Here is a 21,111-nt window from a genome sequence, read left to right on the forward strand (position 1 = left end):
TGAGGGTAGCAGCGGGCGTATGCGATGCCCCGCGCTCCCCGAACGCGATATGGGACATGAATCATGAGCGAGATGGACGCGGTTCTCTTCGATCGTTACGGGCCTCCGGACGTGCTCTACGTCGGTCGGCGGCCGGTGCCGGTCATCACCCCCGGGCAGGTGCTGGTGCGGGTGCGTGCCGTCGGGGTCAACGGCGGTGAGCTGCTGGCCCGGGCCGGGAAGGTGCCGCTGGTGAGCGGCCGGTCCTTTCCCAAGGCGAGCGGCATCGACTTCGCGGGGGAGGTGGCCGAGGTCGGGGCGTCCGTCACCGGGGTGCGCGAGGGGGACCGGGTGTGGGGGCTGCTGGGGCGCAGCACGGGAAGTCTGGCCGAGTACGTCGCCGTGAGCCCCCGGCGGATCGCCTCCGCTCCGGAGAACCTCACCCTGGAGGAGGCCGTCTCGATGCTGGCCGGCGCGACCACGTCGGTGACCGCCCTGCGTGACAAGGCCGGACTCCAGCCCGGTGAGCGGCTCCTGGTGCGGGGCGGGAGTGGTGGCGTGGGCAGCTTCGCCGTCCAGATCGGCAAGCTCCTCGGGGCGCATGTCGTCGCCCTCGCGGGTGGGAAGAACCTCGACTTCGTGCGCGGACTGGGCGCCGACGAGGCGCTGGACCACCGTACGACCGCGCTGTCCGCCCTCGGCCGCTTCGACGTCGTCGTCGACACGGTCGGCACCGAGCAGTCCCGCGTCCGTCGCCTGCTCGCGCCGGGTGGGCGCATGGTCGCCGTCAGCGTCGACTTCGACCGGCTCCTGGCCGGGATCGCCACCGTTCTCGCCTCCACCGTGCACGGGAGGAGCCGTATTCGCGCCTTCAGCGGCAACCCCGACAGCGCGCTGCTCAGCGAGGTCACCCGACTCGCGGAGCGCGGCGACATCGTCCCCGCCGTGGACACCGTCCACCCGCTCGACCGCGCCGCCGAGGCCCACCGGGCCCTGGAGGCCGGCGGCGTCCGGGGCAAGCACGTCATCCGGGTCGGGTAGGCGGCAACCGGCGGCACCGGGGCCTGCGTTGACAGGCCGGTGGGCGGATGCGTGTAATGACGGTGGTGCCGCGTGGCGCCGGTCGAAGAGCAGTGGGCAGACCGGTGGTCGGGCGAGCGCCCTTCATCCAAGGGGTACGTGATGCGTTCATACTCCGCGCCCTGATTCCGACGTAGCGCTTCCGCACGTCGTCATCCCTCACTCGTCGCATCTTCCGGCGTGTGCCGCTGCCGCGGCCTGCCGTCATGGAGACACAGAACCGTATGCCCACGTCATTCCAGCAGTCCGTCATCGATGAGTTCCGCGCCAACGAGGGGAAGGTCGGCGGCCCCTTCGAAGGCGGGGACCTGCTCCTGCTGACCACCACCGGCGCCAGGTCGGGCGCCTCGCGGACCACGCCGCTCGGTTACGTCCGCCACGGGGACTCCCTCCTCGTCGTCGGGTCCAACCTCGGTGGCCCGCGGCACCCCGGCTGGTACCACAACCTGCTCGCCCATCCCGTGGTCCGGGTGGAGGTGGGCACGGCGGGCTTCGAGGCGCTCGCGGTGCCCGCCGAGGGGGCCCGGCGCGAGGAGCTGTTCGCGCACGTCGTGCGGGCGGCGCCCGGGTACGGCGACTACCAGGCCCGCACCAGCAGGGCGCTGCCGGTCGTGGTGCTGGAGCGGGCCGAGCCCGAGGGCTGGGAGGGGCGGCCCCGGGAGGTGCGTACGCTCGCCGACAAGCTTGTGGACGTGCACAGTTGGCTGCGGGGGCAGGTGAGGCAGGTGCGGGCGGAGGTCGAGGCCCACTTCGCCTCCCCGGGGGCAGCCGGTGCGCCGCCGAGTCTCGGGCTGCAGATCAGGCAGCGCTGTCTGGCGTTCTGCCAGGCGCTGGAATTCCACCACGCGAGCGAGGACGGGCACCTCTTCCCCGGGATCGCCCGTCACCATCCCCACCTGACCGGCGTCTTCGACCGGCTCGCCGACGAACACCGCACGGTCGCCCGCATCCAGGGCGAGCTGGCCGCCCTGCTGGACGGCGTGGCCATCGCCGACCCGGCGCGCTTCCGGGCCGAGCTTGAGGAGATGTCCGCACGGCTCAACGCCCACCTCGACTACGAGGAGGAGGTGTTGCTGCCGCTGCTGGCCGACGTGCCGTGGCCGCCCCTCACGCCGCCGGCCGGGCCGCCCGCCGCGCCTTAGGCGGACTCCATCAGCTCCTTGAGCCGGGCCAGGTCGGCGGCGACCGTGCCGGCGTCGCGCTCGAAGTCGGCGTCGCTCGTCTCCGGCTGCCGGCGGAGAGTGAACACCACCTCGCTCCCCGTGGCGTCGGCGATGACGCGGACCGGGTTGTAGACGGTCTCCCCGGTGGGCAGCGTGACGTGGTGGTCGAGGACGCCCAGCTCGTTGCGCGGGGCGAAGGCGACCGCGACCCGGCCCAGCGGGGCGGACTCCGCGATCCATCGGTCTCCGACCCGCTCGATGGATCCGCCGAGGCCATGGGCCCAGGCGGGCAGGTTGGCGGGGTCCGAGGCGTAGGCGTAGACGGCGTCGACGCTGCGGTCGACATGGATGCTGAGGTGGCGTGATCCCGTGCCGGTGCCGTTCATGGCAGCGACGGTAGCGGGCCGTCGGGGCCGTTCTCTTGAACGAATCGGACACCTTCCGGGCCGACTCCCCGTCGGCAAAGGCATGGGTGGAGCGGGCGTAGCGTAGGTGGTATGTCGACGTACGGATCCTTTCCCGGCACCCGGCCCCGGCGGCTGCGGAGCACTCCTGTCATGCGTCGGATGGTCGCCGAGACCCGGCTGCACCCCGCCGACTTCATCCTCCCCGCCTTCGTGCGCGAGGGAGTGCGCGAGCCGGTGCCGATCGCGGCGATGCCGGGCGTCGTCCAGCACACGCGGGACACGCTGAAGAAGGCCGCCGCGGAGGCGGTCGAGGCGGGGATCTCCGGGATCATGCTCTTCGGGGTGCCGCAGGACGAGAAGAAGGACGCCGCCGGGACGGCGGGCACCGACCCCGACGGGATTCTGCAGGTCGCGCTGCGGGACGTGCGGGCCGAGGTCGGGGACGAGCTGCTCGTCATGTCCGACCTGTGCCTCGACGAGTTCACCGATCACGGGCACTGCGGGGTGCTGGACGGTCAGGGGCGCGTCGACAACGACGCCACCCTCGAGCGGTACGCCGAGATGGCGCAGGTCCAGGCCGACGCGGGCGCCCACGTGGTGGGCCCCAGCGGGATGATGGACGGGCAGATCGGGGTCGTTCGCGACGCCCTCGATCAGATCGGGCGGGAGGATGTCGCGATCCTCGCGTACACCGTCAAGTACGCCTCCGCCTTCTACGGGCCCTTCCGCGAGGCCGTCGGCTCCTCGCTCAAGGGGGACCGCAAGACCTACCAGCAGGACGCCGCCAACGGGCGGGACGCCATGCGGGAGCTGGCGCTGGATCTGGAGGAGGGCGCCGACATGGTGATGGTCAAGCCGGCCGGACCCTACCTCGACGTCCTCGCCAGGGTCGCCGACGCCGTGGACGTGCCCGTCGCCGCCTACCAGATCTCCGGCGAGTACTCGATGATCGAGGCCGCCGCCGAGAAGGGCTGGATCGACCGCGACCGGGCCATCCTGGAGGCACTCACCGGGATCAAGCGGGCGGGCGCGCGCAACATCCTGACGTACTGGGCAACCGAGGTCGCTCGCACGCTGCGCTGAGCGACCTGTGCCGGCCCGTCACACAGGGGGTGCGGGTGCGCGGACCCCTTCAGTACTCGAGCGCGTTCGCCGCGCTGGTCTGCCAGTAGGTGACCGTCAGCGCGGTGTCGACGTACACGCCGCCCGAGGGCAGCCCGACCGTGGCGATGGAGCCGTCCTCGAAGGGGATCGTGAGGGTCTTCGCGTCGTAGCCGTTCTCGCCGCTGCCGTCGGCGGACGACAGGAGCACGCCCGCGTAGCCGGCCTCGCCGGGGGCCAGCGTCGTCAGCGCCTGCGGCTGGCTGGACTCGGCGACCGGGGGCACCGACTGGGCCTCGCCGAACCGCGCCGCCGGGTACGGGGGCAGCGCGCACGTCTTCGAGCCGGTGTTGGTGGCGGTCAGCAGCAGGTGGTTGACCGGGCGGGGGGCGTTCGCCGCGGTGATGCGCACGTCGGACGCGGAGCACTTGCCGGGCAGGTCCGAGTCGGAGCCGTCGCCGGCTCCCGCGCCGGAACCGGAGCCCGAGCCGGAGCCCGAGCTGCCGGAACCGCTGCCGCCGGAACCGCCGCTGCCCGAGTCCGACGCGTTGTCCTTGTCCCCGGAGCCGTTCGAGCCCGACGCACCGGTGTCGCCCTTCGCGTCGTCCGAGGGCGGGGCGGTCTTCCCGTCCGCCGGCGTGGAGGTGGAGGAGGCGGGCGCCGGGGAGCCCGTGAGTTCGTCGCCCTCGCAGGCCGTCAGGGAGAGTGCGGCCAGCGCGACCGTGGTGGCGGCGAACAGGCGGGTACGGCGGGTGCGGCGTGTGGACATGGAAGTTCCCCTTCGGATGTGAGAGTTGAGGGCGAGCCGCTCGACCGTTCACCGGGAGCGGCTGCTTTGATGACCACAGCTTGCGGCCGTGCTCGTCCCGGCCGCCAGCGATGGGGGACCATGAGGGACGATGGGACGCCCGGAACGCTCTGACCTGCGGGAACAATGTCCCTCTGGGATGCGGTACGGGGATGCGAGGAGAGGGAGGAACGGTGGCGGGGGACGACTTCGCGGGACTGCTGCGGGAGCTGAAGGAGCGGTCCGGACTCAGCTACGGGGTACTCGGCAAGCGGCTGCACATGAGCGGCTCGACGCTGCACCGGTACGTCAGCGGAGAGGTGGTCCCGGTCGAGTTCGCGCCCGTGGAACGCCTCGCCCGCGTGTGCCGGGCGACGCCCGAGGAACTGCTCGAACTCCACCGCCGCTGGATCCGCGCGGACGCGCTGCGCGGCCTGAAGAAGGAGGAGCCCGAGGGCGGAGGGGCCGGAGGGGTCGGAGAAGCGGGAGAGGCCGGAGAGGCCGGAGACGTCGGAGAGATCGGCGAGGGCGGTGAGGGTCCGGTCGCGGACAGTGCGCCGCCCCCACCGACCGCCACCCAGACCGCCACCCCGACCGCCCTCACCGCACCCGGAGGCCCGTCCCGCCGCCGCGTTCCGCGCGCCGCGCTCTACGCCGCGACCGGCGTCGTCGCCGTCAGTGCCGCCGTGGCGCTCGTGGCCAACCTCGTGTCGACCCCGGACGGCGAGGGCCGGCACGGTCCGGCCGGGGCCGTCGCGCGGACCTCCGCGTCGGTGTCCGGCACCGCCACCGCCCCGGCGTCGCCGAGTCGCAGCGCCTCACCGTCACCGTCCCGCTCCTCGTCGCCGCCCGCGTCCCCCTCGACCGCCCCGTCGCGTCCGGGCACCGCGACGCCGAGCCGCGAGGCAGCCGACGAGGGCCCCCCGCTGACCGTGTCGACCACCCCGTACTACTGGGACCTGCCCTGCGACCACGCCTTCCTGGTCGACCGCAGCCCGCAGAACGTGCCGAAGCCGCCCCCTCAGCAGGACGCGGTCGGCTGGGCCACGCCCCTCAACGCGGTCTCCGCGAACCGGCAGACGGTCGTCCTCACCGTGCAGGGCACCGGCCCGGAGACGGTGGTCCTGGAGGATCTGCACGTCCGGGTGAAGAGCAGCGGACCGGGGCTGGACTGGAACCAGTACGTGATGGGCAACGGCTGCGGCGGCCAGGTGCACACCACGGCCTTCGACGTCTCGCTCGACCTGGCCACCCCGACGGCGACCCCGATCGGGGGCCAGCGGGACTTCCCGTACAGCGTCAGCGAGTCCGACCCCGAGGTCTTCCACGTCAACGCGCACACCAGCGGCCACGACGTCAGCTGGGAGCTGGAACTGGAGTGGTCCAGCGGCGGCCGGCACGGCACGACGCTCATCGACGACAACGGCAAGCCGTTCCGCACCAGCGCCTCCCGGGACGAGTCCTACTACGCCTACCCCCTCGGCAGCGACGCCTGGGAGCTGGTCGAGGGCGGCTGAGACGGGACCCGGGCTCCGCCAAGTGCTCCCGGGGGCTAGGTTGTTGGCCGACACTCCGGTTCGCTTCGTCAGGAGACGCCCATGCCCGGTGACGCCCTCAGTCAGGACCCCGCGGAGCTGCGAAGGAGGATCGACAGCAGCAAGGCGCACCCGGCGCGCGTCTACGACGTCTTCCTCGGGGGCAAGGACCACTACCCGGCCGACCTCGACGCGGCGGCCGCCGGGCTCGCCGCCAACCCGCGCGGCTACCTCGACGTACGGCACAACCGCGACTTCCTGCGGCGCGCGGTGACCACGCTCGCCCGCGAGGACGGCATCCGGCAGTTCCTCGACATCGGCACCGGGCTGCCGACCGCCGAGAACGTGCACCAGATCGCCCAGCGCATCGCCCCCGAGTCGCGGGTCGTCTACGTCGACAACGACCCGGTCGTCCTCGCCCACGCCCGCGCACTGCTGACCAGCGGAGCCGAGGGGCGTACGGACTACATCGACGCCGACCTGAAGAATCCGGCGCAGATCCTCGAACAGGCCGCCAAGACCATCGACTTCGACCGGCCCGTGGCGCTGTGCCTCGTCGCCATCCTGCACTTCGTCGAGGACGCGGAGGCGTACCCGATCGTCCGCGAACTGGTCGACGCGCTGCCCGCCGGCAGCCGTCTCGTGCTCAGCCACCTCACCGAGGACCTCAACGCGGAGAACGTGCGCGCGGTCCAGCGGACGTACACCGAGCGGGGCTTCACCTTCGTGCTGCGTTCCCGCGACGACGTCGAGCGGTTCTTCACGCAGAGCGGGCTGGAACTCGCCGCCCCGGGCGTCGTCCCGGTGCACCACTGGCGGCCGGACCACGCGGCGCCGGTGCCCGAGCAGCCGGAGGCGTCGTACCTCGCCGAGCTCGACGACATCGAGAAGGTCCGGTACAAGGACATCAACGACGTCACGGACGCCGACATCAACGTGTACGGCGGGCTGGGCGTCAAGGCCTGACGCCCCCGGCGGTCGCACGGGTGTCCGGATCGCGGAAAGTTCCCTGTAAGCGGCACGTATTTACCTACGCTGCGCGCATGACCGTGACTGAGACCGCGTCCGCCGCCACCGCCCACGCCCCGCTGCCGCCGCTCGCCGCGCGGGCCCGGTCGACCGGCGGTTCGCCGGTCCGGGACATCCTCGCCGTCACCGCCCGCCCCGAGGTGATCAACTTCGCGGGCGGGCTGCCGGCCCCCGAGCTGTTCGACGCGGAGGGCATCGCCGCCGCGTACCGGGACGTCCTCGCCGAGGCGCCCGCGCGGGCCCTGCAGTACTCCACCACCGAGGGCGAGCCCACCCTGCGGGCCGCGCTCGCCGCCCGCACCTCGGCGCGCGGACTCGACACCGTCGCCGACGACGTCCTCGTCACCACCGGCTCCCAGCAGGCCCTGTCGCTCCTGGCCACCGCCCTGCTCGAACCCGGCGACACCGTCCTCGTCGAGAGACCCTGTTACCTGGCCGCGCTCCAGGCCTTCGGCTTCGCGGGTGCCCGGGTGGTGGCCGTGCCGGGGGACGAGGACGGGATCGACCCCGAGGCGCTGGAGGAACTGGTGGTGCGCGAGCGCCCCAAGCTGCTCTACACCGTCCCCACCTTCCAGAACCCCACCGGCCGCACCATGCCCGCCGCCCGCCGCGCCGCGGTGGCCGAGGTCGCCGGGCGGTGCGGGCTGTGGATCGTCGAGGACGACCCGTACGGGGAGCTGCGCTTCGAGGGCGAGCGGCTGCCGTGGATCGCCTCCTACGAGGGTGCCCGGGACCGGACCGTGCTGCTGGGCTCCTTCTCCAAGGTCATGGCACCCGGCCTGCGCCTGGGCTGGCTGCGGGCGCCCGCCGAGCTGCGCCGGGCCTGCGCGGTCGCCAAACAGGCCGCCGACCTGCACACCCCGACCGTCAACCAGCTCGCCGCCGCCCGCTACCTGGCCGACCGCGATCTGGACGCCCACGTCGCCCGCGTCGCCGCCGTGTATGGCCGGCGCCGCGACGCCATGCTCGCGGGCCTGGCCGACGCGCTCCCGGCGGGGTCGGTGTGGACCCGCCCCGAGGGCGGCATGTTCCTGTGGGCCCGGCTGCCCGAGGGGTACGACACCACGGCCCTGCTCCCCGAGGTGGTCCGGCACGACGTGGCGTACGTCCCCGGCGCCCCCTTCCACGCCGGCGAGCCCGACCGCGCCACGCTGCGGCTCTGCTTCGTCACGCAGACGCCGGACGAGATCGCGGAGGGGCTGCGGCGGCTCGGGGAGGGGCTGCGGGCCACGGTCTAGACCGGCGCCGGCGGGGGCACTCGCGGGCCGTCGCGACCGTGACCGCCCGGACCCGCAGGGCCGCCCGGCCGGTCATGCCGACGCCGAACGCGGTCAGGACGGACAGGGCGATGGCGCTGCCGAGTGTGGTGGCGAGCAGGAGCAGCGACAGGGTCTCGGTGCGCAGCATGCGCAGCACCTGGCGGCGGGTGGCCCCCGCGAGGCGCAGCAGCGGCGAACTCGCGGACCCGCTCGGAGACCGACATGGCGAGCGTGTTGACGACCGCGACCGCAACCGCGATCGCGGTGAAGGCGGAGGACGAGGCCCATGGCGTGGAGGTTCACCTCGGCGTCGGCCTGTTGGCGCTCGGCCTGGGGGGAGTCCGCGGCGGCCGGGGTGAGGACGGTGAGCCCCGGGAAGTCCCGCAGCGCGGCGGCCGGTTCGCCACGGGCCGGTCCGTGCCGACGAGCAGGGTGGCGGCCCATCGGACCGCCAAGACCGGCCCGTAGGCTTCTGGGTGTGAGGGACCCCGCCCCCGTGTTCCCGCACCACGGACACGATCCGTGCCACCGGACAGGGCGCGAACGCGGGCGACCAGGACACCCGGAACCGTTCGGGATGTCCGCAGCGACCAGGATGGGGCCAAGACCCACTCCTGCTCACTGAGTCGGAACGGTTGTCCCCACCCCGGCGCCGAAATGCCGGGACGTCCCCGGCGGGCGCCCGTACGGTGTGGCCATGTCTGACAGCGCACCGGCACCTCGGTTCGACCTCGACGCGTACCTCGAGCGCATCGGCTGGGAGGGCGGGCGGCGGCCCGACGCGGCCACCCTCCGCGGCGTGCAGCTCGCCCACCTGCGGGCCATCCCCTTCGAGAACCTGGACGCCCTCGGCGGCACGGCCCCCTCCCTCGACCTCGCCGACCTGACGGTCAAACTGGTCCACGGCCGCCGGCGCGGCGGCTACTGCTACGAGCACAACACCCTGTTCGCGGCGGCCCTGGAGGCGCTCGGCGTCCGGGTGACCCGGCTGACTGCGCGGGTCGTCGTCGGCGCGGACCGCTTCGAGGACCGCCCGCGCACCCACATGGCCCTGCTCGCCGAAGCGCCCGGCGACCCGCGGCCGTACCTGGCCGACGTCGGCTTCGGCGCCCTCGGCTCCCTGCTGGAACCGGTGCCGCTGACGGCGGACACGGAGTTCCAGGACGCCGGACGCCGGCACCGGCTGGTGCACACGCCGCACCGGGGGCCGCTGGAGATGTGGGTGCTGGAGGCCCACGGCGCTGGAGGCTGGGTGGCGCAGTACGCCTTCACCCTGGAGCCGTTCGAGCCGTCCGACTACGAGATGATCAACTGGCACATCGCCACCAACCCGCGCTCCCCGTTCTCCCGGCGCCCCTATGTCCAGCGCCTCACCCCGGACGCGCACCTGCTCCTCGACGGCGACCGTCTCACCGTGACGCGCGCCGACGGCGGAGTCGAGGAACGGAAGTTGGCCGACGAGGCGGCGGCCCGCCGGGCGCTGGCCGAGGAGTTCGGCATCGACGTCCCGGACGGCCTGACGCTACTGCGGTGAGGGCGACCGGCTCGCGCCCGCGGCACCGCCCACGCGGGCGTCGACGCACTCCCGTTCGCCGTCGGCCGACGCGGGCCGGAAACAGGCCCGGACGACGGCCCCGGGGCGGGCCGCGGTCATGACCGTGTAGACGTAGTTCTCCGCGTCCACCTCGTCCGCGATGCGCGCGCGCCGGATCGGCCCGCCCGCCGTCATCTCCAGCCGGTCCCCGACCCGCGTCCCCCACATCCGGGCCCAACTGGCCCCGCACCCGCGGCTGTAGCGCACCTCCACGCGAGCCCCGGTCGTGGTCCGCTCCGCGGTGAGGGTGTCGGGGCCGGCTCCGCAGTACATCTGCATCGGGTCCTGGCCCTCGCAGGCGGTGCCCCGGCAGCGGGGGCCGGGACCCGATGCCGACGCGGCGCCGGACTGCGGGCCCGCCCCGTCCTGCCGGTGCGGCAGCAGCAGGATCCCCGAGACGACACCGCCCACGGTGACGGCACCCACCACCGCCAGCACCGCCACCAGCCGTCCCCGTCCCCGGCCGCGTCCCTCTCCCGGGCCGGTGCCGGTTCCGGTGCCGCCGCCGTCTGCGCGGGACGGGCGCGGGTCGGAAGGGTCCGGGGCGGTCTCCGCCGCGCGTCCGCTCGACTCCGACTCCGCGATCTCCCACAGCGCCAGCAGCCGGCCCTCCGGTTCCCGGGCGAGCCGGCACAGGTCCTGCACGGCCCGGCGCGGTGGCACGGTCTTGCCGTTGAGGTACCGCTCCCAGGACGACTTGCTGAACGTCGTGCGCTCCGCCAGCGCCGCCAGGCTCAGGCCCGTACGCATGCGCAACTCCCGTAGCGCCGCGCCCAGTTTGCCCCGTTCCGGCGTCACGCCGGTGCCTTCCCCCGCAGCGCCTTCCAGGTGTGCGGGCCGATGATGCCGTCGACGACGAGGCCGTTCCGCTTCTGGACGCGTTTGACCGCGCGCTGCGTCAACGGGCCGAAGATCCCGTCGATCTCCCCGGGCGAGAGCCCCGCCCGCTCCAGCAGGCACTGCGCCTCGGCCACCTCGGGCCCGGCCTCGCCGTAGGCCACGATGGCGTCCCGTGTGCGGCTGTTGCCCGCGTACCAGCGGCCGTCGGCCTGTTTCAACCGGCACGTGTGGGTGACCGGTGAGCGGGATGCCGTCGAGGCGGCGGACGCCCGTGCGGCCGTCGCCGTACCGCCCGCACGGTCTCCGTCCCCGGAGCCCGGGGTACCGGTGAACCGCACGGCCAGCAGGACGGCCGCGGAAACGGCCAGTACCAGGGCCACTGCACCGGCCACCACGGCCACGCGCGACGAACGCCCCAGGAAATCCCCGCTCCTGCCGCTCCTGGCGCCCCTGCCGCCTCTGGGCACGGGCTCGGCCACCGTGCTCTCCGGCTCGGCGAGGACGATCCCGCGCGTCCGCGCCCAGCGCTCGGCGGCGACCTCGTGCAGCGCGAGCAGCCGGGTCGGCTCCTCACCGGCGATCCGGGCCATCGCCTCGACGGCGTCCCGGGGCGGCAGCGACCGTCCGCCCAGATAGCGCTCCCACGACTTCGCGCTGTACCCCGTCTTCGCGGCCAGTTGCCGCATGCTCAGTCCGCCGTGGTCCTTCAGCCGCCGTAATCGCACCACCAACTGGCGCACACGCGGGTCAAGTTCGGCGGGCAGCTCTTTCCAACGCGACATGTTCCCCCCACTCGCGTCCGGGCTCGCTCTGCATCAGTGACCACGACACCCACCGGGTGGCGGTTCCCGTGCCCGTACGGAATCGGCCATCGCCGCCCCAGCCGTCCCGCCGCGCCGTCCCGGCGTACGGCATTCCCGCAGGCAGAGGGGTGGGACGTCCCGTCCGGACGTCAGTCGTGGGGCGAGTGTGGCGGGCCGGGCCGCCCGGGCCACAGGCTCGTCGTCGACAGCACCGCGAACGCATCGGAGGGGAATCATGCGAGCTTTGACCAGGGCACTGGTGAGTGTGACCACCGCGGCCGGGATCGCCGTCGGGGGTCTGGCCGCCGCGAGTACCGCGACGGCGGCGCCCGAGCCGGCACAGCAGCGGACGGCGAGCGCCGGGGCGGTCTCCGTGCTCGCGGTGAACAACCTGGGGCTGAGTACGGGGCCGGCCAGGGAGTGGCAGCGCCACCTGCTCAAGTACGGCTACAACCCCGGCAAGCTCGACGGGCTGCTCGGCACCCAGAGCTGGAAGGCGGCGCAGGACTATCTCAACCACATGGGCTTCAGGGCCGGCACGGTCGACGGCATCGTCGGACCCGACACGATCCGGGCGCTGCAGCGCTTCCTGAACCACGAGGGCTTCCACCTCGTGGTCGACGGGGTCGCCGGGGCGCAGACCAAGGCCGCCTTCCGGCACTACAACTGCGGCTGCTGACCCGGCCCGGCGCCCACACAGCCACGCACGGCCCGTCCTCCACCGGGGGAGAGGACGGGCCGTGCGTGTCTGTGTGGGCGCTCGCTCAGGTGCTCGGGTGCTCAGAGCCGCTCGGGCGTCCGGATGCCCAGCAGGGCCATGCCCCGGTGCAGGGTGCGGGCCGTGACCTCGCACAGGAGCAGCCGGTTCTCCGCCACCTCCCGCGGGGGCGCCGGCTTGATCACCGGGCACTTGTCGTAGAACGACGTGAACAGGGACGCCAGCTGGTACAGGTACGCCGTCAGCTTGTGCGGGGCGTACTCCGCGGCCGCCTCGAAGACCGTGTCCCCGAACGCGTCCAGGTGCAGGCCCAGCGCGCGCTCCGCCTCGTGCAGCTCCAGCTCCGGGTGGGCCGCGGGGCCGACCTCGCCGGCCTTGCGCAGGATGGACTGGATACGGGCGTAGGCGTACTGGAGGTACACGCTGGTGTCGCCGTTGAGCGAGACCATCTGGTCCAGGTCGAACTTGTAGTCGCGGCTCGGCGACGTCGACAGGTCCGCGTACTTCACGGCGCCGATGCCGACCTGCGCGGCCCGCTCCTGGATCTCGTCCTCGGTGAGGTCCCGCGCCTTCTCCCGTACGACCTCCGCCGCACGCTGCACCGCCTCGTCCAGCAGGTCCTCCAGGCGTACGGTCTCGCCCGCACGCGTCTTGAAGGGCTTGCCGTCCGCGCCGAGCACCGTGCCGTAGCCCATGTTGTGCGCGGTGACGTCGTCGCCGAGCCAGCCGGCCCGGCGGGCGGTCTCGAAGACCATCCTGAAGTGCAGCGACTGGCGTACGTCCACGACGTACAGCAGCGTGGTGGCGTGCAGGTCCTGGACCCGGTTGCGGATCGCGGTCAGGTCGGAGGCCGCGTAGCCGAAGCCGCCGTCCGCCTTCTGCACGATCAGCGGGACCGGCTGGTCGTCCTTGCCGCGGATCTCGTCGAAGAACACCACGAGCGCGCCCTCGGAGCGCACCGCGACGCCCATCTCCTCCAGGAGGCGGGCGGTCTCGGGCATGCCGTCGTTGTACGCGGACTCGCCGACGATCTCCTCGTCGCGGATCTCCATGTCGAGCTTCTCGAAGACGGAGTAGAAGTAGACCTTCGACTCGTCCACGAACTGCTGCCACAGCTCGAGGGTCTCCTTGTCGCCGGACTGGAGGGCGACGACCCGCCTGCGGGCCCGCTCCTTGAACTCCTCGTCCGAGTCGAAGACCGCACGCGACGCCTTGTACACCCGGTTCAGGTTCGACATGGCCTGCTCGCCGTCGACGTCCTCGGCCGGGGCCAGCTCGCCGGGGTGCTCGAACAGGTACTGGATGAGCATGCCGAACTGGGTGCCCCAGTCGCCGATGTGGTGCCGGCCGATCGTCCGCTCGCCGGTGAAGTCGAGCATGCCGCGCAGGGCGTCGCCGATGACCGCCGACCGAAGGTGGCCGACGTGCATCTCCTTCGCCACGTTCGGCTGGGCGTAGTCCACGACCGTGACGCCCGCGTTCTCCTTCAGCGGCACGCCGAGGCGCTCGCCGTCCGCCAGCCGCGCGGCGAGGTTCCCCGTGATCGCGCGGTCGCCGACGGTGATGTTGAGGAAGCCGGGCCCGGAGACCTCGACGTCCTTGATCAGGTCGCCGGTGGTGATGTGCGTGACGACCTCGGTGGCCAGCTCCCGCGGATTCGCCTTCGCCTTCTTGGCCAGCGCGAGGATGCCGTTGGCCTGGTAGTCCGCCCGGTCGCTTCGTCGCAGCAGCGGGTCGACGCCGGCGGCCTCCGGCCGGGTGGCCGTGAGGGCGGACGCGAGGTGCTGCTGGACGGAGGCGCTGAGGGACGTGACCGAGGCCATGAAGTGGCTGCCGTTCTGCTCGGGTTCCTGGAGTACTGCGGAAACCGAGTATCCCACGCGGTGAAAAGCGGTTTTCGCGGATGCGTGCCGGGCTGGGAGAATGGAACGGTCAGCCGTGCGACCGTACCGGCTGCTTCAGGAGTAGTTCCAGAGAGTTCCAGGGAAGAGGACGTGCCGATCGTGGCTCAGAGCACAGAGACCACCGACTGGGTCTCGCGTTTCGCGGACGAGGTCATCGCCGAGTCGGAGCGCCGTGCCGCGGGCGCGAAAACGTCGGACGCCACCGCCCCGGGTGTCGTCGTCGCGTCCGGACTCTCCCCCTCCGGCCCCATCCACCTGGGCAACCTGCGCGAGGTCATGACCCCGCACCTGGTCGCCGACGAGGTGCGCCGCCGGGGCCACCGGGTCCGGCACCTGATCTCCTGGGACGACTACGACCGCTACCGCAAGGTCCCGGCCGGTGTCGCCGGGGTCGACGAGTCCTGGGCCGAGCACATCGGCAAGCCGCTGACCTCCGTCCCGGCCCCGAAGGGCTCCCCGTACCCGAACTGGGCCGAGCACTTCAAGGCCGCGATGGTCGACTCGCTCGCCGAGATGGGCGTGGAGTTCGACGGGATCAGCCAGACCGCGCAGTACACCTCCGGCGTCTACCGCGAGCAGATCCTGCACGCGATGAGGCACCGGCGGGACATCGACGCGATCCTCGACCAGTACCGGACGAAGAAGGCGCCCGCGAAGAAGTCGCAGAAGCCCCTCGACGAGGCCGAGCTGGAGGCCGCCGAGGGCTCCGGCGCCGCCGCCGAGGACGACGGCGGCTCCGGCTCCGCCGGGTACTTCCCGTACAAGCCGTACTGCGGCAACTGCGAGAAGGACCTCACCACCGTCACCGCCTACGACGACGACTCGACCGAGCTGACGTACGCCTGCACCGCCTGCGGCTTCTCCGAGACCGTGCGGCTGAGCGAGTTCAACCGCGGCAAGCTGGTCTGGAAGGTCGACTGGCCGATGCGCTGGGCCTACGAGGGCGTGATCTTCGAGCCGAGCGGTGTCGACCACTCGTCACCCGGCTCGTCCTTCCAGGTCGGCGGGCAGATCGTCGGGATCTTCGGCGGCGAGCAGCCGATCGGGCCGATGTACGCCTTCGTCGGCATCAGCGGCATGGCGAAGATGTCCTCGTCCAAGGGCGGGGTGCCCACCCCGGCCGACGCGCTGAAGATCATGGAGCCGCAGCTGCTGCGCTGGCTGTACGCCCGGCGCCGCCCCAACCAGTCCTTCAAGATCGCCTTCGACCAGGAGATCCAGCGGCTGTACGACGAGTGGGACCGCCTGGACGCCAAGGTCGCCGAGGGCGGCGCGCTGCCCGCCGACGTCGCCGCGCACGCGCGGGCCGTGGGCACCGCCGCCGGTGAGCTGCCGAGGACGCCCAGGCCGCTGCCGTACCGCACGCTCGCCTCCGTGGCCGACATCACCGCCGGCCACGAGGACCAGGCGCTGCGCATCCTCGCCGAGCTGGACCCGGCCGACCCGATCGCGTCGCTGGAGCAGGCCCGGCCTCGCTACGACAAGGCCGAGGCGTGGATCAACACCCACGTCCCCGCCGACCAGCGCACCGTCGTACGCCAGGAGCCCGACGCCGAGCTGCTCAAGTCCCTCGACGAGCCGAGCCGGCAGTCACTGCGGCTGCTGCTCGACGGGCTGGCCGACCACTGGTCCCTGGACGGACTCACCCACCACGTCTACGGCGTCCCCAAGGTCCAGGCCGGCTTCCCCGCCGACGCCACGCCCAAGGAACTGCCGCCCGAGATCAAGACCGCCCAGCGGACGTTCTTCGCGCTGCTCTACCACCTGCTCGTCGGCCGCGACACCGGCCCGCGCCTGCCCACGCTGCTCCTCGCGGTGGGACAGGAGCGGGTACGGACCCTGCTCGGGGAGTAGCACCCGCCCGGTACGGCGGATGCAGGACCCGCCGCCACGGCCAAGGGGGCGCCCGGTGTTCTCCGGGCGCCCCCTTCGCCGTACGCACGCAAGCGCGGGCGTCAGGCGATGTGGTCCTCCTCCAGCTCCGCGCTGTGGCGGTTGGTGAACTGGGTGACCAGGCGCTTCGTCTCGTGGTCGGCCAGCTGCGTGCCGTAGGTCGCCTCCACGTTGTCGCCGAACTCCCGGGGCGTCGGATAGCTGCCGTTGATCGACTGCTTGAAGACCTGGTAGTACGCGTCCTCGTCCGGGCCCTGCGGCGCCGGGGGTCCGCCGCCCTCACCCAGCGCGCGGGTACGGCCCGGGACGACCGGTATCGGGAAACTGCCCGTCTCCTCCGGCGAGGGCTCCTGGAGCGGGGGCTCCTCCTCGTACTGGTCCCGGTACTCGTCGGCCTGCTGCTGCTCCTCGTACCACTGGGCGTACTGCTCGGCCGGGTCGTAGGTGGGGTCGTAGCCGCCCTGGTAGGCGACCTGGCGGGTGTTGAACCAGGGGCTCTGCTCGGGCCCCTCCTCCTCGCCGCCCTGCGGCGACTGCTCCGGCTGCCGCCGCCGGTCCGCCTCGGGGCCCTTGACCAGCTCGGGACGCTGCTCGGCCGCCGGCGCCGCCTGCGGGTCCGCCGGCTGCGGCCGGGGCGCCGGCGGCAGCAGGGCCGGCTCGATGCCCGCCGCCGCCAGGCCCGACGGGGCGGTCTGCGCCAGGGGGACGCCGTAGCGGGCCAGCCGCAGCGGCATCAGGGACTCCACCGGGGCCTTGCGGCGCCAGGCGCGGCCGAAGCGGGAACGCAGCCGGGCCTGATAGACCAGCCGCTCCTGCTCCAGCTTGATGACCTGCTCGTAGGAGCGCAGCTCCCACAGCTTCATGCGCCGCCACAGCAGGAACGTCGGCAGCGGCGAGAGCAGCCAGCGGGTGAGGCGGACACCCTCCATGTGCTTGTCGGCGGTGATGTCGGCGATCCGGCCGATCGCATGCCGGGCGGCCTCGACGGACACCACGAACAGGATCGGGATCACGCCGTGCATGCCGACACCCAGCGGATCCGGCCAGGCCGCCGCGCCGTTGAACGCGATCGTCGCCGCCGTCAGCAGCCAGGCCGTCTGCCGCAGCAGCGGGAAGGGTATGCGGATCCAGGTCAGCAGCAGGTCCAGCGCCAGCAGCACGCAGATGCCCGCGTCGATGCCGATCGGGAAGACGTAGCTGAAGTTGCCGAACCCCTTCTGCAGGGCCAGCTCCCGCACCGCCGCATACGAACCCGCGAAGCCGATCCCGGCGATGACGACGGCGCCGAAGACGACCACGCCGATGAGCACACGATGCGTCCGTGTCAGCTGAAGTGGCGCGGCCACCCGTACTCCCCTCCCAGTGCGTGTTGTTGCGCGCAACAGAGTGGCACATGTGTGCGGGGGACGGGTGGCCGGTAGGTGGAAGAGAGCGTCAGCTCGACTTCGCGGGCGCCTTCGAGGACGACTTGGACGACTTGGACGCCGAGTCCGAAGGGGACTTGGAGGACGTCCCGGAGGGCGACGGCGCGCCGCTCGACGCGCCCCCGCCGGCACCGCCGTTGGCCTTCGTCACCGCGGCCACCGCCTCCTTGGCCGCCTTCTGCGCGTCCTTCACCAGGTCGTCGGCGTCCGGCGTCTTGTCGCCGGCCAGACCCGCGCCGTTGTAGTCGACGGTGACGACGACGTTCTCGACGCGCGCCACGACCGTCTGCTGCTTGAAGGTGCCCTCCTTCTTCTTCAGGTCGTAGCGCACCACCGACGCCTCGTCGCCCACGCCGCTCACCGGCGCGGTCTTGACGCTCTTCGCACCCTCCGCGCCCTGGGCGTCCTTGAGTTGCTTCAGGTAGTAGTCGCGCGCCAGCTTGTCGCCCTCGCCACGCGTCACGTCCGACTCGAAGCGCAGCATCGACACACTCAGCCAGCGGAACTGAGAACCCTTCACGCCGTTGTCGTCGAGGCTGTCCCAGGAGCAACTGGAGCGCATGGCCGTGTCGTTGGACGCGCCCTCCTTGCCGGAATCAGCCTTGGGCGCCAGGTCTTCCAGCGTCTTCTTCGGCAGCACCGCACACGGCTCCGGCAGCTTGCGGAACGCCGCCGCCTGCACCGTCGGGGACGGGCTCGCGGACTTGGACGCGGCGGACTCCTGCGCGGCCTTGTCCTTGCCGTCGTCGGAGCCGGAGTCCGAGGAGCAGCCGGCTGCCACCAGCATCACGGGTACGGCGGCCGCGCCGACAAGGACGCGGGTGAGTCGCTTCGCTCGCTTCGCTTGCTGGTCTCGCTGGTCACGCTGGGCTCGTAGCTGCATGGTTCCTTCACCTGATTCTTGTGACGAGGCTCCGGCCTTCACACCGGGGAGAAATGGCATCCGGGTGTTGGGGCGCGGAGCCTCGACGCAGTCCGGTCCCGGGCGCGGAGCGCCCGTATTGCTGTCAGCACGATCCAAGGCAATGGGAACGTGCGTTCCCGGGATCGCTGGTCGGGGTTGCTGGTGTGGGATTGGCGGTTGCTTGTACGGCTGTCGTACGTATGGTCCTTCGTGGGGGTCGGGACGGCACGGTTCCTGTTCGCGGCCGTGAAGGGGGGCGAGATGGCGCAGGCGGGGGCGGATGAGACGGGCCGACATGTTCGGTACACGTACCGGTTGCGGGTGTCGTCTGCGGCTCGCGCCCTGCTGGCGGCGGAGTGGGGCCGGTGTCGCTGGGTGTGGAACGAGTGCGTCGCCAGGTCCAGGGCGGTGCATCTGCACAACAGGGCGACTGGTGAGAAGGCCACGTGCGGTCCGGCCCAGCTCGACAGGATGCTGACCGAGGCCCGTTGCCGTACGCCATGGCTGCGGGAGGGCTCGTGCGTTCCCCAGCAGCAGATCATCCGCGACTTCGGTCGCTCCCGTGCCAAGGCCCTGCAGGGCATTGCCGAGCACCTGCCGTCGGCGCGTCGAGCCGGGATGCCGACATGGAAGACCAGACGCGAGGCACTGCCGACCCTCAACTACACCAAGCGCGGATTCCGGCTGAAGGGTGACCGGCTGTACTTGGCGGGGGACATCGTTCTGACAGTGGTGTGGTCGAGGAAACTCCCGGCCGAGCCGTCCTCGGTACGCGTGTACCGGGACAGCCTCGGACACTGGTACGCCTCTTTCGTCGTCCCCGCCCAGGTCCAGCCCTTGCCGAAGACGGGCCGCGTCCTCGGTGTCGACTGGGGCGTGCAGCAGACCGCGACGACGACGTCCGACGCGCACGACCAGCCGCACCCCGGGCATGGCGGAAAGGCACGGGCGAGGCTGACCCATTACGACCGGATGATGGCCCGCCGCAGGCCGAAGAAGGGGACGGCCGGAACGAGGGGCTACCGTGCAGCGAAGAGGCTGCGAGCGAAGGCTCACAAGAAGGTCGCGAGGCAGCGTGCGGACACCGGCCGCAAGTGGGCGAAGAAGGTCGTCCGCGACCATGACGCCGTCGCGGTCGAGGACTTCCGCCCGAAGTTCCTGGCCAAGACGAACATGGCCCGCAAGGCGGCGGACGCCGCCATCGGCGCCACCAAGACGGCTTTGATCGAGATGGGACGCAAACACGGGCGGGACATCCGCCTGGTCCACCCCGCGTACACCACGATGGACTGCGCGCAGTGCGGAGCGAGAGCCAAGCACGCCCTGCCGTTGGGTGAACGCACTTACACTTGCACTGCCTGCGAAACCGCGTCCCCACGGGACAAGAACTCCGCACGCGTCATGCTCCTCCGGGCTGGTCTCAACCCGGCTGACGTCGACGGCGCAAGACCTCCTGGAGCGCTGCTCCAGGAGGCAGCCTGAGTCAGGAATCGCCTCCCGTGAGGGAGGGGAGGATTCAATCATGGCACTCGTGGTTCTCCTGCGTGCGGAACGGGTCCGAGGGGCCACCGTACGCGGTGAAGAAATCGTGCGGTCCCGCTTCGGCGGCAGCGCACGCGGGCGCGGGGGAGCCCCGGAACGACTCAACCGCCCAGTGAATCCGCCAGCTGGGAAGCCAGTTTCCGCGCCATGTCCTGCATTTCCTCACTGTCCGGCACCACTCCGAGCGCCGCCGACTGCTCCGCGTACTCGATGGTCACCACGACGTTCGACGTGCGGAACGCCACAGTCACCGTGCGCCGCTTCGCCGTCGAACCGGAGTCGCTCAGCGCCTCGTCCACGAACGCCTCGTCACCCAGATCGTCGAGAAGCCGGGGCTGCACCTCGGTGGGCGTCGCGCCGGGAGACGCGCTCGACGATGACGAGGGGGCGGTGGCCGAGCCGGAACCGGAGGCCGGGGCGGAGGGCGAGCCGCCGGAGCCGGCGGACGGCGACCCGGAGGACGGAGTGCCGGACGGCGAGTCCGAGGCGGACCCGGACTCCGAGACGACCGGTTCGGGCAGGTCGGCCGCGTCCACCTGCTTCGCGAACAACTGCTCGGCCTGGCTGTCGTCGCTCACGGAGTTGTCGTACGACACCACCCGCTCGAAGTCGACGAAGAGGTGGTCGGTCGCGTCCGCCGACTCCACCTTCCAACGGCAGCCGACCTTGCGGTCGGTGTCGTACGCGAGGGTCGGCTCGCCCGCGTACGCCTTCTCGCGTTGCTCCTCGTCCGTGATCTCCTCGATGCCGGGCAGCAGCGAGTCGAGCGCCTTCTGGCCGACCGCGCCGCACGGCTCCGGGAGGGTGCGGTACTTCCCGGGCTCGGCCGCCTCGGTCGCGACACCGGGCTGGCCCGGATTCGAGTCGTCCGCCGTGGCACCGTCGCCCGAGCCGCCGGTGCAGCCGGCCAGCAACGCCGCCAGGAGGGCGGCGACGCCGGGTACGTAGGCCTTCCGCTGCACGGTGCGGCTCCTCTCGCCGGGGTGGCTGTGGTTCGGGACTCCAGTGTCCCCGCTGGTTATTCGCTTGCCGCACGGGGGCGTCCCCTGGAGACAATGTGTATCGCACGCGCTGCCGTGAACGCCGGTCGGTCGTCCCTTTGGCTGCCTTTGGCGCCGGTTTTGCGCTTCGAGACTTCTGTTTGTTTTC

19 protein-coding genes and 1 pseudogene are annotated in these 21,111 nt (G+C 72.1%); 12 read left to right on the forward strand and 8 right to left on the reverse strand.

Annotation, left to right across the window (positions count from 1 at the left end; genetic code table 11):
• Window positions 1-63 precede the first annotated feature (63 nt).
• Both ACGH7X_RS21895 and ACGH7X_RS21900 read left to right on the forward strand, forming a co-directional pair.
• The gene (locus ACGH7X_RS21895; protein ID WP_399887104.1) at window positions 64-1,020 is read left to right on the forward strand and encodes an NAD(P)-dependent alcohol dehydrogenase; all 957 of its coding nucleotides are present in this window, start codon (window positions 64-66) and stop codon (window positions 1,018-1,020) included.
• A 263-nt stretch (window positions 1,021-1,283) separates the two neighbouring features.
• The gene (locus ACGH7X_RS21900) at window positions 1,284-2,201 is read left to right on the forward strand and encodes a nitroreductase/quinone reductase family protein (protein WP_399887106.1); all 918 of its coding nucleotides are present in this window, start codon (window positions 1,284-1,286) and stop codon (window positions 2,199-2,201) included.
• On the opposite strand, the gene ACGH7X_RS21905 is transcribed toward ACGH7X_RS21900, so the two are convergent.
• Complete coding sequence (locus tag ACGH7X_RS21905; RefSeq protein WP_399887108.1) at window positions 2,198-2,608, reverse strand: SRPBCC family protein; 411 nt, start codon at window positions 2,606-2,608, stop codon at window positions 2,198-2,200. The genes ACGH7X_RS21900 and ACGH7X_RS21905 overlap by 4 nt on opposite strands.
• A 111-nt stretch (window positions 2,609-2,719) precedes the next feature.
• On the opposite strand from ACGH7X_RS21905, the gene hemB reads away from it, so the two are divergent.
• Window positions 2,720-3,712, forward strand: a complete 993-nt coding sequence (gene hemB, locus ACGH7X_RS21910; RefSeq protein ID WP_399887110.1) for a porphobilinogen synthase — start codon at window positions 2,720-2,722, stop codon at window positions 3,710-3,712.
• A 49-nt stretch (window positions 3,713-3,761) separates the two neighbouring features.
• Here the strand turns inward: hemB and ACGH7X_RS21915 are convergent, their stop codons facing one another.
• A complete protein-coding gene (locus ACGH7X_RS21915) occupies window positions 3,762-4,499 on the reverse strand; it encodes a DUF4232 domain-containing protein (protein ID WP_399887112.1) in 738 nt (245 codons plus the stop codon).
• A 212-nt stretch (window positions 4,500-4,711) separates the two neighbouring features.
• Here ACGH7X_RS21915 and ACGH7X_RS21920 point away from each other — a divergent pair, with 212 nt between their 5' ends.
• The 6 genes and pseudogenes from ACGH7X_RS21920 (at window position 4,712) to ACGH7X_RS21945 (ending at window position 9,874) form a co-directional block, all read left to right on the forward strand.
• Complete coding sequence (locus ACGH7X_RS21920; RefSeq protein WP_399887114.1) at window positions 4,712-6,034, forward strand: helix-turn-helix domain-containing protein; 1,323 nt, start codon at window positions 4,712-4,714, stop codon at window positions 6,032-6,034.
• Between the two features lie 81 nt (window positions 6,035-6,115).
• Window positions 6,116-7,018, forward strand: a complete 903-nt coding sequence (locus tag ACGH7X_RS21925) for an SAM-dependent methyltransferase (RefSeq protein ID WP_399887116.1) — start codon at window positions 6,116-6,118, stop codon at window positions 7,016-7,018.
• Between the two features lie 77 nt (window positions 7,019-7,095).
• Complete coding sequence (locus ACGH7X_RS21930) at window positions 7,096-8,319, forward strand: PLP-dependent aminotransferase family protein (RefSeq protein WP_399887118.1); 1,224 nt, start codon at window positions 7,096-7,098, stop codon at window positions 8,317-8,319.
• A 243-nt stretch (window positions 8,320-8,562) separates the two neighbouring features.
• Window positions 8,563-8,808, forward strand: coding sequence for a hypothetical protein (locus ACGH7X_RS21935; protein ID WP_399897775.1), 246 nt, complete (start codon window positions 8,563-8,565; stop codon window positions 8,806-8,808).
• Window positions 8,782-8,966 (forward strand): annotated as a pseudogene (locus tag ACGH7X_RS21940) (IS200/IS605 family accessory protein TnpB-related protein); the annotation flags it as partial. The gene ACGH7X_RS21935 and the pseudogene ACGH7X_RS21940, both read left to right, overlap by 27 nt.
• Window positions 8,967-9,037: 71 nt before the next feature.
• Complete coding sequence (locus ACGH7X_RS21945) at window positions 9,038-9,874, forward strand: arylamine N-acetyltransferase (RefSeq protein ID WP_399887120.1); 837 nt, start codon at window positions 9,038-9,040, stop codon at window positions 9,872-9,874.
• Here ACGH7X_RS21945 and ACGH7X_RS21950 read toward each other — a convergent pair.
• Window positions 9,863-10,732: a helix-turn-helix domain-containing protein gene (locus ACGH7X_RS21950; protein WP_399887122.1), complete on the reverse strand. Its 870-nt coding sequence runs from the start codon at window positions 10,730-10,732 to the stop codon at window positions 9,863-9,865. The two genes, ACGH7X_RS21945 and ACGH7X_RS21950, sit on opposite strands and share 12 nt — an antisense overlap.
• Complete coding sequence (locus ACGH7X_RS21955) at window positions 10,729-11,556, reverse strand: peptidoglycan-binding protein (RefSeq protein ID WP_399887124.1); 828 nt, start codon at window positions 11,554-11,556, stop codon at window positions 10,729-10,731. Before ACGH7X_RS21955 ends, ACGH7X_RS21950 begins: the two co-directional genes overlap by 4 nt.
• A gap of 256 nt (window positions 11,557-11,812) precedes the next feature.
• Here ACGH7X_RS21955 and ACGH7X_RS21960 point away from each other — a divergent pair, with 256 nt between their 5' ends.
• Entirely contained in the window at window positions 11,813-12,256 is a 444-nt protein-coding gene (locus ACGH7X_RS21960) for a peptidoglycan-binding domain-containing protein (protein ID WP_399887126.1), read from the forward strand.
• 101 nt (window positions 12,257-12,357) lie between these two features.
• On the opposite strand, the gene argS is transcribed toward ACGH7X_RS21960, so the two are convergent.
• Window positions 12,358-14,118, reverse strand: a complete 1,761-nt coding sequence (argS, locus tag ACGH7X_RS21965; RefSeq protein ID WP_399897229.1) for an arginine--tRNA ligase — start codon at window positions 14,116-14,118, stop codon at window positions 12,358-12,360.
• A gap of 171 nt (window positions 14,119-14,289) precedes the next feature.
• Between argS and lysS the strand changes: the two genes are divergently transcribed.
• Window positions 14,290-16,053 carry a lysine--tRNA ligase gene (gene lysS, locus ACGH7X_RS21970; protein ID WP_399887128.1) on the forward strand — a complete coding sequence of 588 codons (1,764 nt, stop codon included), beginning with the start codon at window positions 14,290-14,292 and terminating at the stop codon, window positions 16,051-16,053.
• A gap of 101 nt (window positions 16,054-16,154) precedes the next feature.
• On the opposite strand, the gene ACGH7X_RS21975 is transcribed toward lysS, so the two are convergent.
• Window positions 16,155-17,438 (reverse strand): DUF2637 domain-containing protein, encoded by a 1,284-nt coding sequence (locus ACGH7X_RS21975; RefSeq protein WP_399887130.1) that lies wholly within the window; start codon window positions 17,436-17,438, stop codon window positions 16,155-16,157.
• 88 nt (window positions 17,439-17,526) lie between these two features.
• Window positions 17,527-18,399 carry a DUF3558 family protein gene (locus tag ACGH7X_RS21980; RefSeq protein WP_399887132.1) on the reverse strand — a complete coding sequence of 291 codons (873 nt, stop codon included), beginning with the start codon at window positions 18,397-18,399 and terminating at the stop codon, window positions 17,527-17,529.
• A 282-nt stretch (window positions 18,400-18,681) separates the two neighbouring features.
• Between ACGH7X_RS21980 and ACGH7X_RS21985 the strand changes: the two genes are divergently transcribed.
• Window positions 18,682-19,902: an RNA-guided endonuclease InsQ/TnpB family protein gene (locus ACGH7X_RS21985; protein ID WP_399887134.1), complete on the forward strand. Its 1,221-nt coding sequence runs from the start codon at window positions 18,682-18,684 to the stop codon at window positions 19,900-19,902.
• A gap of 161 nt (window positions 19,903-20,063) precedes the next feature.
• Here the strand turns inward: ACGH7X_RS21985 and ACGH7X_RS21990 are convergent, their stop codons facing one another.
• Entirely contained in the window at window positions 20,064-20,924 is an 861-nt protein-coding gene (locus tag ACGH7X_RS21990; protein WP_399887136.1) for a DUF3558 domain-containing protein, read from the reverse strand.
• Between the last annotated feature and the right edge of the window lie 187 nt (window positions 20,925-21,111).

Origin of the sequence: Streptomyces sp. BBFR51 (assembly GCF_044591655.1) — a bacterium.
In the GTDB taxonomy this organism is placed as follows: Bacteria; Actinomycetota; Actinomycetes; order Streptomycetales; family Streptomycetaceae; genus Streptomyces.